Origin of the sequence: Methylohalobius crimeensis 10Ki (assembly GCF_000421465.1) — a bacterium.
GTDB lineage: Bacteria > Pseudomonadota > Gammaproteobacteria > Methylococcales > Methylothermaceae > Methylohalobius > Methylohalobius crimeensis.
This window is the reverse complement of sequence record NZ_ATXB01000001.1, coordinates 1,715,605-1,729,033: the sequence shown is the minus strand read 5'-3', so window position 1 is coordinate 1,729,033 and position 13,429 is coordinate 1,715,605. Positions and strand designations below refer to the sequence as shown.

The window sequence follows — 13,429 nt, the reverse complement described above, 5'->3', positions numbered from 1 at the left end:
AATCGAGCATTAAGGAACCCAGTTCCCACCTGCTCCAACCATCCTTGAACGACTCAAGGATGTTAGTTTTTCCAAGCGCACGGCCAATAAGGTCGCAACCATCAAATCGGCCGTTGTGCCGGGATTGATGCCTGCCGCCTTGAACTCCTCGTCGATCTTTCCGATCTCCGCTAGAACCCTCTCAGGGTCGGCAGATTGTGATAATTTCCGTTCCAAATAGGCCATCCTGGTCGTAATGATCCCTGTATAACGCCGGCCGAATTTGCGCTCAACATGGCTATCGGGAATGCGGCGCAACAAAGCCGCAAACACCGCCACCGTGGCCAAGCGTTCACTCCCCCATCGATAAACTGCATCATGATAACCGGGAATCGCCAATTCATAAATATCCCGATAGGCAAAAGTATAGTTAAAGGCGATTCGGTCATAATCTTTGGCCAATTCCATCGCCTCCAATAAGGTCACCGAGGGCGGGCAATGAACGTCTTCTCGACCGACTTTACCCAAGCCGCCCGGTTCGGCAAGGCGAATCGCCCGGTATACCCAATCGGCGTCCGTCCGGCTTGTAGCCGCGATGACAGCGCGCAATCGCTCCCTTAGACCACCTTCGGAAAGCGATTGAACCGCCTCTATCAGGGGAGCTGCCAGAAGCACGATTCCCAAGTTGGTGTTGCACCCGACCGCCTCGCGGGTAGCTTCTACGGCTCGATAGACTTTTTCTCCTAAGGAAAGAGTGGAATCGCAGATAGGGAGGGCGCTGATCCGGGCGCTGCGATAAAAATCCTCCGGGGTCATGTCGTGGCCGGAAGCATATACACTGACGTTGCCCGGTTTGAATGCCTCCACATCCAAGGCGCAGGCTTCCAAGTAGGCGTCTTCCAAGTCGGCCCGAGAAATCGTCATCCGGTTCGGCGCAAGGGTTGGCAATGGGTTAAAAAATCCTCCACTAAAAGTCGTGTCATATCCAAACCGGCCACACTCTGCAATCCCTTCCAAGCCGGAATGGCGTTTACCTCCAACACCCAATAGCGGTCCTCGGCATCGCGGATGATATCGACCCCGGCGTAATCGAGACGCAATGCTTGCGCCGAATCCTCTGCCAGTTTCATCAGTGGCTTATCCAACCGGGCCAATTCGGGGCGGCCTCCTTGCGCCACGTTGGTACGCCAATCCATCCCCCGTCTGACCATCCCTGCGACCGCCTTTCCGGCAATCACGAAGACCCGCCAATCCCAAGCGGGACTCTGACCGACGTAGCGCTGCAGATAATAGACATCGCCGGCGGGCTGGAGGGCCTCCAGGGAATCCAAATCGGTGTGGCGTTCCACGCCGTCTCCCTGGGAACCGAACAAGGGTTTGCTCACCATCCAATACCCGCGGAGCAGTTCCGCTCGAACAATGGCTCGGGCTTCGGCAGGATCCGAAGTGATCCAGGCGGGTGGCGTCGGAATGCCGCTCCGAGCCAACAAGACACTGGTCATCCCTTTATCCACGCTCTGTTCGATCGCCCGCGGCGGATTGTAGACCTTGATCCCGTCCAATTCGAAGCCGTGCAACAGATCCAAGCGGAGAATGAGTTGTTCCAGCGAGCCGCCGTTGATTCCGCGTACGAAGACCCCCGACGGAGGCTCGGTCTCGAACCCCGGAAACACCACCGACGGACGCCCTGGCAAGGTCTCCAATCGTCCCTGACTCAAAGCGAGGCATACCGCTTCACAGCCCCGCTCGAACAGCGCTTCCCGAAGCCGCGCCCCGTGCCAGCCGGGATCGTCGGTAATAATGGCGTAGCGCGGCTTCATGCCCCGAACGAACGGGCCAAAAGGTCTTCGTCCAATTCACCGCAACGGAAGCTACGGCCGGAATCGACCGCGGTGACGATCACATTGGCGGGACTGAACAGCATGGGGTCGATCTTAAAAAAATCGTAGTCGTATTCCTTGAAGACCTGGGCGAACGGCTTGCCGTAATCGCGCGAAGTGGAGCTGGGTAGATTGCGCGCCAAATTCTCGGCCTCCTCGTCCGGCCCCTTGACGAACAATTGCACCTGACCCGCGAACAGAATGGCATCGTTGGTCCGGCCCATGGCGGTCATGAAATCGGGGGCCGGCGGCGGAACCGGTGCGCTGCCCGATCCGTCGACGATGTTTTTCAGCGGAAAATGCAATTCATGCGCCTTATGCATGGCCACCTCGAGCACCCGCGCCACCACCTGCAGACCGCCGGCGAGACTGGAGGTGGGAGTTAAAATCACCGTCAGCCCCTCCGGCATCACGCCGCAGTCGGCGGCGACCCGATCGAGCAATTCCAGCGGTGGTTGTTTGTCCACTTCCATCACCAGCACCGTGGTGTCCGCTTGATCCTGATAATCGAGCTCCTTGAACAAGGGCTCCTTCACACATAAGGCCCGCGCCGGTCCGGAACCCAAGGCATAGAAGGCGTCCTTGCCTTTTCCGTGGGAGAGGCTCCAACCGGCGTACTGGCTGCCCAGGCAAGACAGCACCGGATCGGTGGCATGGACGTTGACCCGCAGGGGCCACCCCGGCGTCACGGCGGTATGCGCCAAGGTCACGCTCCCCAGTCCTCCCATGCAAATCTCGGCGATCCGCCTTCCCGCCTCCAAACCGCCGTCGACCTCGATGCCAGCGTCCACCAGGGTGACGCCGTTACCCAGACGGGATATCTTCAGCCGCAATTTATTGGCGTCCCTCACCAAGGCTTCCACCAAGGGGCGAGTATTGTCGTTGATACGGACCTGCGCTATCTCTGTCATTCCTGTGTTACCTCTCCACACTCTCATCCAAATGATCCAGCAATCGCTGCTTCACCCATAATTCCCGCGCTTTCAGGCGCGCTTCCACCGCCGTCACCGAACCGCCGGAAGCGGTCACGCTGCAAACCGGCGTCCCCGGGGCCATTTCCGTTCCGGCCGGTGGCAAATCGGCACACCAACTTGGCCAACGGCAGGGCGCCAACCTAAACCGGCGCTGCGCAAACACGATTCGAAATCCGCTCACCGGCACCGGCCTAAAACCCACCGCCGGCTTGCCTTGACAGACTTGGATCTGAGCCGTCATCAATCCCGCCGGCCAAGCCGTATCCCACAAACCCAGGGCCGCGCCGGGGCGGGGGTTGAGCTCCAGTACCCGGGGAGATTCCCCTTCCAACATAAAATCCAGCCCCCCGATGCCGCGCAAATCCAACGCGGCGCTGAGCCTGCGCGCATATGCCAGAGTCGTCGCCTCCGCCTCGGCGGGCAAGACAGCCCGGTTAATCGCCCCCGCGAACAGGAACGGATTGCCCGCATTATAATCCGCCTGATAAAGCCTGTTAAACCCGTACCACCACACCCGCCCTTTTCCGGCGAGAAACACCAAGGAATAGACTGGCCCCTCCAGGCGGCGTTGGCAATACCCTTCGACCCGCCGTTCTCCTTGCCAGACGCTCACACCGCGTCCGCCTTCCCCGCCTCGCTTAACCAACCAATTCGGATATCGATCGGAGCCATTCGATTCCAAGGTCGGCGGTAACCAATGAATTTCCGGATAGGGAATCGCCAAGCGATCGAGCAAGGGAAAAAACTGGCGAGGCCGGGTACAGATCCGTGCCACTTCGGGCCGATTTCCGTAAAGGGGACACCGCCGGGCAATCTTTTCGATCTGATCTGTCAAGGCATCGCAACCGCTTCCGTAAATCCACCCCTCGGGGCGATGGTCGGCCAACGCGGTTTCCACCACGCGCTCCAGGGATTCCGGCTCAATACGACCGTTTTTGGAGGGCAACCGATACCACGCATGACTGGCGGCGCGGGTATCCAGATCGGCGAAAAGATCCACGGAGATCGGTAACCCACCCCCACGCCGAACCGACTGAGCCATCATCCGGGTAGACTGGCCGATGACCAAAAAAACCCCGTTCAACCGGACAAGGCTTCGACCGTGGTTGCTATGTCACCAGAGGAACGTTTCGAATCTGGGCGCAAAATCTCCGCGCCGCGGTTACGCGATCGGACCACTTGGAAACGCAACCCGTTCCATCCGGCAAAGTGCTTTTCCAGGGCCGCCTTAACCTGCTCGGCCGTTTCAGGCCCGGGCAATAAACAAAAGCCGGTCGGCCCCCATGAACTTTGCCCCACACCCCTCCAACCTTGGCGTTCCAGCCATTCGAGTACGGCGGACACATCGCGGCTGGCATGGCGTCCCCCCTGGGCGGGAGAAAAATAATCCCCGTTGGCCCTTTGCACGGCGGCGAGTGTCTCGCAGAAATCGTCGTAGCGATTTTCCGCCAATGCCGGCAAGCCTTGGAGCACAATCTGATAGCATAAGTCGGCCGCCGTTCGACGGGAAAAAGGCGGCAACTCACGAAAGGCTTGCACTTCTCGCTGGCCGGACAAGCCTTGGAAACGCTCGTCGAAGATCAAAAGCCAACGCCAGTTTTCCGGTACCGTCAAGCGCGTCAGCAGCGGTGGCGTCAAGGTATCCTCAGCGCTGCCCCCGTCCAGGATGAATCCGCCGCCTTCGAAGGCGGCGATGCCGATCCCGGAGCGTGTTCCGCGATCCGCCCTCCAGGCTATCCGACGCAAGTCCACGCGGCTTCCCCAGAAACGCGCCAAAGCGCTACCCACTGCCAAAGCGAGCTGGGTTCCGGAGCCCAGCCCCGCATGCGGGGGAATCTGGGAGGTCATGCGAATATGCACCCGGTCCGGCAAATTCAACTGTTTGCACAAAAGCCGGGCCACATCGGCGACCCTAGCTGCCCCCGGTCCGGTCACCGAAAAGCTCGGCGCCGGCAGCACTTCAACCTCGGTGGCGATCGACTCCAAAGTCACACCGATACTGCCGAAGCGCCGCCCCAAGTGGCTGCCCAGATCGAGAAACCCCAAGTGCAAACGTGCCGGAGCCCGTACTTTGACCCCATTATTTTCGAGCGAGGATTTTCGAATACCGGACGTGTCCCAGTCAGGCACTGACATGCCGTTTCAATGTTCTATAAACGTAAAAGGGTACCATAGGTGCCAAGTCGCCCGCCATGCCTCCAGGAGATTCTCCCGAGCCCGAGCGAGGCAAGACGGCATGGGTGTCAAGCATAAGAACCAGCCCTCTTGTGTTCGTAAATCCCGAGCAAGGCGGGGATGACCAAGAGCACCAGCGCAGTCGCGAACAAAAGGCCGAAAGCGATGGACACCGCCATCGGAATCAAGAATTTGGCCTGCAGAGAAGTCTCGAACAACAGCGGGAGCAAGCCGGCGATGGTGGTCAGAGAGGTCAAGAGCACCGCGCGCAGGCGTTGACACGCCGCCTCCTCCAGCGCCGCTCCCAGCCCCCATCCTTGCGCGCGCAGATCCCGATAAAAGCTCACCAAAATGATGGAATCGTTGACCACGATACCGGACAGACCGAAAATCCCGAACAGTGAGAGGATGGTTAGATCCAACCCCATAACCCAATGACCAAAAATCGCGCCCACCAATCCGAAAGGAATCGCCACCATGACCACCAGTGGCCAGCCGTAAGATCCGAAAACCCACGCCAAAATGAGATAGATCAGCACCAACCCCATCAGACCGCCTTTTTTCATGTCGGCCAGGGTCTCGGCTCGATCTTCCGCCCGTCCCGAGGATTGATAATCGATTCCGTAGCGGCGGGCCAATTGCGGCAGCACCGAGTCATCCAGCGTTTCCATCACCAAGTCGGGCTTGTTGACGCGGGTATCGATCTCCGCCGACACCTCCACCGCCAACCTTCCCGAAGCATGCCGCAAAACCTCGAAGCCTTGCCGGGTATCCGCCCGGGCGACGGTGTGCAGGGGTACCCGCTCGCCGCCGGGCAGACGCACTTGAAACGTATTCAATACATCCAGATGTGACCGTTCCGCCTCGGCCAAACGGACCCGAACTTCCACCTCGTCGGCGCCGTCTTGAAATATCTGCACCAGGCGACCGGAAAAAGCGGTACGCAACTGCCTGCCGATCTCGGCCGGCGTCAGCCCCAACATTTCCCCCACCGGGGTAAGCCGATAAATCCATTGCTCGCGCCCGTAAGGCAAATCACTGGTCACATCGCTGAGCCCGGGAACCGCCTCGAGCGCTTGCACCAGATCCGAAGCCGCCTGCTTGAGCCGATCGGCGTTGTCGCCGGTCATGCGCACGCTCACATCCCGCCCCGGAGGCCCCACTTGTCGCGCTGAAATCGACAAATTATCCAGTCCGGGCGCCTCGGCAATGCGGGCGCGCCATGCTTCGATCAACTCCCAGCTTCGCACCGAACGGGTCTCCGAAGGCATCAACTCCACCACCATCGCCCCCAAATGATCCCCCTGCTTCTGAAGGGCCCCGGCAGTACTCAAGGTCTGTCCGTGCAACTGCAATGCCGTCCGTACCAGGGGACGGTCCGGGGAAAGCTCGGTTTCGGCTTCGTGGAGAGCCGCCTCCAGGTTCGCCAGATAATGATCGAGTCGTTCTTTGACGGTGCCGGGAACAAATGCCACCGTCGCCTGGAGCATATCCGCCTCGGGGGCGGTAAAAAAAACGAATTGGACTCTTTTTCCCGCCACCAATCCCAAGGACGCGATTAACAGGGCAACGGCACAAGCGAGGGTCAGTCCCCGATGATTCAAGGCGGCTCGCGCCAACGGTCGAAAATAGGTTTCGCGAAAAACCCGAAAACCTTGGTCCAGACGGCGGCGCCATTCCCCTTCCCGCTTTCCGTGGATTCTTTCGAAGGCATAGCGCAAGTGGGCCGGCAAGACCCAGAAGCTTTCCAACAAGGACGCGCCGATGACGGAGACCACCACCAGTGGTATGGCGAATAAAATTTTCCCGGTGGGCCCGCCCACCAACATCAGGGGCAGGAACGCCGCCACCGTGGTCAGGGAAGAAGCCATCACCGGCGCAAGCATCCTTTTGCCCCCGCTTTCCGCGGCGTCCAAGGGAGAATCCCCCGATTGATAATGGGTCAAGGCATTTTCTCCCACCACGATGGCATCGTCCACGATGATCCCCAAAGCCATGATCAGGCCGAACAGACTGATCATGTTGATGCTGCCGCCGGCGGCATACAGGATCAACAAAGTGGCCATGAAAGAGACCGGAATCCCCAAGGCCACCCAAAAGGCCACCCGGCCGGTAAGAAACAGGTAAAGGATCAACACCACCAGCACCAGACCGCCGGCGCCGTTCTTAAGAAGCAGATTGATGCGCTCCCGAATCAGGTGCCAGGTTTCGTCATAGACATGAAAGCGGACGGTGGCCGGCAAATTGGGTTTTGTCTCCGCCAACCAGGCGGCGAAAGCCTGCGCGGATTTCAGCGAATCGCCGTGCTCGGCGCGGCGGACCCGAAGCTCCACCGCCGGCTGACCGCGGAACGACAAATGGGTGCTGTTGGGGCGCGGCTGCCGCCGAATACTGGCCACCGATCCCAGCTCGACCCGCTCGGTTCCGGAAGTCACCGGAATTCGGGCGAACTCGGATGGCGCGCGGCGTTGCTCGGTGACTCGCAAAACCTTCAAGGTTTCCCGGTCTCCCAAATGCCCCGCCGGGATGTCGCGGCTGAACGAGTCAACTCTTTCGGCAACTTGATCGAGACTCAGTCCCAGCGCATTGAGGGTGGGATCGGAGAATTCAATGGCAATCTCTTCTTTCGGCAATCCGACGATATCGACTTTGTCGATGCCGCGCCCCATCAGTTCGCGTTCGAAGCGATGCGCCAGGGGACGTAATTCCTTCAAGCGCGCGCCATACAGAATGAGACGCGCCACCGGCTCGTAGCGGGCCGCCTGGGTGACCGTCGGGTCTTCCGCCCCGCGCGGCAGATTGCGAAATTCGTCCACCCGCTGCTTGACTTGGTTGAGGGCGAGCAGGATCTCGGTGCCTTCCTCGAACTCCAAGGTGATGCTGCTGACGCCCTCGGCGGAAGTGGACGTCATCTGACGCAAGTCGTCCACCGACTTCAAGGCCTGTTCCAGGGGCGTCGTCAAGCCGTCCTCCACATCTTCGGCGCTCGCCCCGGGCCAACTGACACTGACGCGAACGATGTCCAAGGTGAAATTGGGAAAAAATTGGACATTGAGCTTGTCCAATGCGTACATGCCTCCCAGGAGCATCATGACCATGAAAAGATTGGCCGCCACCGCATGGCGGACAAAAAACCGAATCCAACCCCGTCCCATCACTCCCCCTCCGGCAAGGCGACCACTTGGGGCTTGACCGGCAGGCCGGTGGCAACGTTGGGTAAATGAGTGGTTAAAATCAAATCCCCGGCGTCGATCGCCGGACTTTGCACCAACAGCCAGGTCCGTCCGCCGGGAAGCCGATAATCTCCCAGACGGGTCACTTGGACCGCTTCGAGCTTTCCGGATTCGATGCGGTAAATGCGATCGGAACCGTAGAGCGCGGAATACGGTACCGCGACGGCGTGTGGGCGGGGAGGCAAATTCAGGTGCACCGTCGCCGGCAAGCCGGGTCGGAGCTTTTCTTCTTTCCCTTCCAACTCAAACAGCGCGTCAACCCCCCCGGCCTCGGCTTCCCCCGCCAATCGCCGAAGATTCAAATCAAACCGAGTCCCCAGACTCTCGCCCCAAGCGGGAAGCAAATCACGCCGGTTCAGGGCCTTGAAGACCTCGGTTTGGTGAGGCGCCGGAATCTTCGCCCGCACCTCCAATTGTTCCCGGGGATAGACACTGATCAGCTCCTGGTTCGCCTGAACGTAGTCGCCTGGCGCCACCGGCAGGTCGGCCACCACTCCCGGGAACAGCGCGCTCACTTGGCTGCGCTCCAGCGCCACTTCCGTCATCGTCAACGCCGCCTTGGCGCGCATCAGACGGGCCTCGACTTGAGCCAGGCGGGCGGCGTGTTGTTCGACTTCCAGGCGCCGTGCGGTCACCGCCAATGCCTGGCGCTCCAAATCCATCCGCGCCTGATCCAAGGTCGCCTGTGCGGCGAGATTACGCCGCCGCAGCTTTTCCATCCGCGCCACCGCCGCTCGGTTCAAGTCCAGCAAAGCCGTTTCATGCTCGAGGGCCTCTTGGTTGCCGGCGTGAGTCTGCCGCTCCAAGCGCAATTGGGCCGCCAATTCATCCACGTCCGCCTGCGCCTGGACCACCTTGGATTGAAAATCGCGCGAATCCAGGCGCACCAACAACTGCCCGGCCTCGACCGCCTCCCCCTCCTTGACCGGCACTTCGACCACCCGACTGCTTCCCGGCGCCGCGGCACGCATTGATCGGGACGTTTGGACTTCGCCATAGAGGGTCAAAACAGGGCGTAGCTTTCGGGGGTGAACGGCAATCGCCCGCACCAGCCAAACCTTGGGTCGGATCGGCGGCGCTTCCTGCCGCGGACGGGTTAAAATCAGCACGGCGAAAGCCAAAACCCCCAGCAAAACCACACCCCAAGGCCAATAACGACGAGCAGGTAATTTCATGAAGGATTAAAAGCAATCGGATCGGTTGACGGAAAATCCGGCGTTATTCCGGTCGAACACGCGGGTGGGAAACGTAATCATAATCGAATTATTATATTAGCTTGATTCATGCCAAGCGAGCTCGACATCAGATGACTCTTATCATTGACCGGATTGGAGCAAGATGAACAAGACGCCAACTCGGCCGGCAGCCGGACACACTATCTATTCTCCGCGTATACTTCGTGTCTACGATTGGTTCGTTCTCGGGCTATCCAATCGCTTGATTTGGAAGTGTCCGACTCGACGACTGGCGAGGCATTACGACAGACACGTCACGGGCAATCATCTGGATGTGGGGATCGGCACGGGCTATTTCCTGGATAAATGCCGGTTTCCAACGCCCTCACCGCGCGTCGCGCTGATGGATCTTAATCGGAATTCGCTGGATTTCACTTCGCGCAGAATCGCCAGATACACGCCCGAAATCTACCGTTGCGACCTATTGGAGCCCATTTCCATGGAAATGGGCAAATTCGACTCGGTCGGCGTCAACTATCTTCTTCACTGCCTGCCGGGGTCGATCGGAGACAAAGCGATCATCTTCGATCACCTGAAGCCCCTCATGAATCCCCATGCAGTGATTTTCGGCGCCACTCTGCTGCAAGGAAGCGTTCAGCGAAATTGGGCCGCCAAACGGCTGATGGCCGTCTACAACCACAAGGGGATCTTCTCCAACCGACACGATGACCTCGATGGGCTGAAACAAGCATTAAGTCGACGGTTTAAAGATGTTTCCATCGAAATCGCCGGATGTGCCGCGCTTTTTTCCGGCCGGGTTTGAACGGCCAGCGGTTGATTTCCTATCTAAAATATTCAAGAATCTCAACGTAAAATTAAGCATTCCATGTTATGAAAAATAATCAAAAATCGATCCTACTCAGACTCTTGCTTGCGCTCTTTTGGATGTCGGCCCTGTCCGCGTGTTCGACCTTGACCGCCCATAAGGAAAATCGCTTGAAGGGGCACCCCTTCGCAGGAACCACCAACAACCTGTCTAGCTGGTATTGCGAATCTTCCGACTTGATGCAAGAAACCCAAAATCTGAGCGGCCGGACGGCGGTTCGAGCATTTATTTTCCCGGTATTCTTTTTGAGCAACACATCCGATCTGATCTTTTCCGCCACTTCCGACGCATTCATCCTCCCCTATTCGCTCTTCACGGACCCGGAAAAAGAACGAAGCGAAATCAGCGATTGTTCCAGCGGCGTCTGGACGCTCCATTACTGATTCTCTCCGGCGGGCGATACGGCATTCTACTTCATTTACCGATATTCGCTGAATCGTCCGCTGCCCCTCCCATTTCTCGGTGATCCCGCCATTCGAAGCACGGAATCCGGGACGACCGGGGAACTAAACACCGAAAGAATCAAGCCTACTGACCTACCGCTGATTGAAAATTATCAATGCAACCGAGCATTGCTGCATGTAAAAAATACCTTGCAGACATGCCAACCAAGCGGGGAGGTAAGAATGAAAGCCGTCTTGACATCAATTGCAGCAATTGCGATCGCTTTAAGCATAAGCGCCTGTGGAAAACAGGAAGAAGAGAAATCCAAAGCTGAAGAGCCCAAATTACCCGCCACGCCCCATCAAGAAGAATCCCTCCAAACAACTCCGGAATCGGTCACCGAATCGAAAGCGCCCATGGAGGGGGGAGAGACTAAGGAGGGCGCGCCGGTCAGTCCGCTTCAAGAGGAGGTCGAGGAAGATATGCAAAAAGAGCAACCGATGCCCCAAGAAGAATAAAGGCTGGATAGATCAAGCTTTCCATCGAAGCAAGCGCACATCGGTTTCAAAAAATTCGGGGTCGGAGTCTTCTGTGTGAAATGCCGCAATTCTGCGGCATTTCACGTATTGGCACTCTACAAAACAACAGGTCTTCGATACGGCCCAAGAGTGGTCGATGGCGCATCCTATTGAATACCGATATTGTTGACCAGATTGGCCAAGGCGCCGAATGTTCGGCCCGCCTCTTCGAACATTGCCTCCAACAAGAAAGCCCTTGGTGGTTTTGCCCCTGCCCGATTGGTGGATTTCAACCACCTCATCGATTGAAAAACAGAAAAACATATTAATTTCAAATAGATAAAAATCGGCACGTCGCTTGCTTTTCTGTAATCGGTTATCTCGATTCGAGCAGGAGAATGCTAAGCATGAATGCGACTGCCGCTTCCTTTCAATTTCCCAGGGCCGGATTGGCCGGCCTCAAGGATAACTGGCGAGCCGACCTGCTCGCCGGATTCCAAATTTTTTTAATCGCCCTGCCCCTTTGCCTGGGGATTGCAATGGCCTCCCAATTTCCGCCCATGGCCGGTATTATCGCCGCCATGGTGGGAGGGCTGTTGATATCGAGAATCAACGGGTCCTACGTCACCATCTCGGGACCCGCCGCCGGCCTCATCGTGGTGACTTTGGGGGCGGTCGATACCCTGGGCGGCGGCGACCCGGTAGCCGCGTACCATCGCACCCTGGCGGTTATCGTATGCGCCGGCATGTTGCAGGCCGTGATTTGTTTTTTACGAATAGGGCGCCTGATGGCGCTGGTACCGGCGTCGGTGGTCGAAGGCATGTTGGCGGCGATCGGCGTCATCATCATGGCCAAACAGTTCTACGTCATGATTGGCGTGAAGCCGGAAGGGGAGTTATTGGAGAGCATCGCCGCCATTCCCGGCAGTCTTCTGAAAATGAACCCCGAAATCGCCGCCATCGGTCTGTCCGGGCTTGCGCTGCTGATTTTATGGGAAATCATCCGGCCCCGCGTCAAGCTCATGGAATGGATTCCCGCACCCATCGTGGTGGTCTCGCTGGGGTTGGTCATGGGGGCGCTGTTCGATCTGGATCATCACCACAAATATTCCTGGCATTCCACTTTTTACGAGGTGGGTCCGGAATCCCTGCTGCCGGTACCGCAAAGTTTCTGGGACGGCTTCGCTTTCCCCGATTTCTCCATGATCGGAACCGGCGCGTTCTGGATCGCGGTGATCAGTGTCTGCCTGGTGTCCACCCTGGAAACCCTTCTGTCGGCGGCGGCGATCGATAAACTCGACCCTTACCAGCGCCAATCCGATCTGAACAAGGATGGCGCAGCGTTAGGAATAGGTTCGTCCATCTCCGGTGCCATCGGCGGTCTGCCCATGATCTCGGAGATCGTTCGTAGCAGCGCCAACATTCGTTTCGGCGCCCGGACCGGCTGGGCCAACTTTTTTCACGCCGCGTTTTTACTGGTTTTCGTCGCATTATTTCCGAGCTTGATCCACGAAATTCCCAAGGCCGCGCTGGGAGCGCTGCTGGTATTCACCGGATACAAACTTGCGTCTCCCCGGCAATTTTTGAGTGTTTGGGAAATCGGCAAAGAGCAACTGTTTCTGTTCGTCTTCACCATTTTCGCCGTGCTCGCCACCGATCTTCTGATCGGCGTGGGGCTGGGCGTCGTCGCCAAAATCGTACTTCACGTTCTGCGCGGGGTGAATTTCAAGCAGCTGTTCAAGATCGCCTATCACATCGATCAACCCGACGCCCATACCTATCACGTACGTATCGACGGGGCGGCGATTTTTTCCAACTTCCTGGCGCTCAAATCCGCCCTGACCAATCTTCCTCAGCAAAAAAACATCGTTTTCGATCTGTCCCGAACCGAATTCATCGATCATACGGTGATGGACTTCATCCACGAATTCTGCCGGGACTATGAAAAACACGGATGTACCTGTATAATCAATGGCTTGGAAAGTCACGAAACGGCATCCGACCATCCTCTCGCCGCACGTCGCCGTCGATCTCTGAATCACCTCGGGGCGCTATTTCTCTCCAGCGTTTTGAACAAAACAACCAAATCGAATGCCGGGTCCAGGGAACGGAGGTGATATACCGGCTCCTGACCAAGCAGCCGGCCACCCTCGCCGCATCCGTCACTCGTAAACAACGGAGGATAATGAATGCAGCCATTCCTTGAAATCCAACAGGGGCACGAC

Annotated in this window: 11 protein-coding genes; 4 read left to right on the top strand and 7 right to left on the bottom strand. The window is 58.0% G+C overall.

The annotated features are described in order from the left end of the window. Nucleotides 1–9: 9 nt before the first annotated feature. From H035_RS18925 to H035_RS0108640, 7 genes are all read right to left on the bottom strand, one after another. Entirely contained in the window at nt 10–903 is an 894-nt protein-coding gene (locus tag H035_RS18925) for a triphosphoribosyl-dephospho-CoA synthase (RefSeq protein WP_022948593.1), read from the bottom strand. After that, nucleotides 900–1,799 (bottom strand): ATP-grasp domain-containing protein, encoded by a 900-nt coding sequence (locus tag H035_RS0108665; RefSeq protein WP_022948592.1) that lies wholly within the window; start codon nt 1,797–1,799, stop codon nt 900–902. The genes H035_RS18925 and H035_RS0108665 overlap by 4 nt, the downstream gene beginning before the upstream one ends. Continuing rightward, a complete protein-coding gene (gene mch / locus H035_RS0108660) occupies nt 1,796–2,770 on the bottom strand; it encodes a methenyltetrahydromethanopterin cyclohydrolase (protein ID WP_022948591.1) in 975 nt (324 codons plus the stop codon). Before mch ends, H035_RS0108665 begins: the two co-directional genes overlap by 4 nt. Nucleotides 2,771–2,777: 7 nt before the next feature. After that, a complete protein-coding gene (locus H035_RS0108655; protein WP_161624014.1) occupies nt 2,778–3,833 on the bottom strand; it encodes an ATP-grasp domain-containing protein in 1,056 nt (351 codons plus the stop codon). Nucleotides 3,834–3,913: 80 nt separating this feature from the next. After that, entirely contained in the window at nt 3,914–4,969 is a 1,056-nt protein-coding gene (locus H035_RS18920) for a beta-ribofuranosylaminobenzene 5'-phosphate synthase family protein (RefSeq protein WP_022948589.1), read from the bottom strand. A gap of 107 nt (nt 4,970–5,076) precedes the next feature. Continuing rightward, nucleotides 5,077–8,163, bottom strand: a complete 3,087-nt coding sequence (locus tag H035_RS18915) for an efflux RND transporter permease subunit (RefSeq protein ID WP_022948588.1) — start codon at nt 8,161–8,163, stop codon at nt 5,077–5,079. After that, entirely contained in the window at nt 8,163–9,416 is a 1,254-nt protein-coding gene (locus H035_RS0108640) for an efflux RND transporter periplasmic adaptor subunit (protein WP_026596419.1), read from the bottom strand. Before H035_RS0108640 ends, H035_RS18915 begins: the two co-directional genes overlap by 1 nt. 163 nt (nt 9,417–9,579) lie before the next feature. On the opposite strand from H035_RS0108640, the gene H035_RS0108635 reads away from it, so the two are divergent. The 4 genes from H035_RS0108635 (at nt 9,580) to H035_RS18910 (ending at nt 13,321) form a co-directional block, all read left to right on the top strand. After that, entirely contained in the window at nt 9,580–10,239 is a 660-nt protein-coding gene (locus H035_RS0108635; RefSeq protein WP_022948586.1) for a class I SAM-dependent methyltransferase, read from the top strand. Between the two features lie 68 nt (nt 10,240–10,307). Further along, complete coding sequence (locus H035_RS0108630) at nt 10,308–10,685, top strand: YceK/YidQ family lipoprotein (RefSeq protein WP_022948585.1); 378 nt, start codon at nt 10,308–10,310, stop codon at nt 10,683–10,685. A 243-nt stretch (nt 10,686–10,928) separates the two neighbouring features. Next, complete coding sequence (locus H035_RS0108625) at nt 10,929–11,204, top strand: hypothetical protein (protein ID WP_022948584.1); 276 nt, start codon at nt 10,929–10,931, stop codon at nt 11,202–11,204. A 407-nt stretch (nt 11,205–11,611) separates the two neighbouring features. Beyond that, nucleotides 11,612–13,321 (top strand): SulP family inorganic anion transporter, encoded by a 1,710-nt coding sequence (locus H035_RS18910; protein ID WP_022948583.1) that lies wholly within the window; start codon nt 11,612–11,614, stop codon nt 13,319–13,321. Nucleotides 13,322–13,429: the final 108 nt, after the last annotated feature.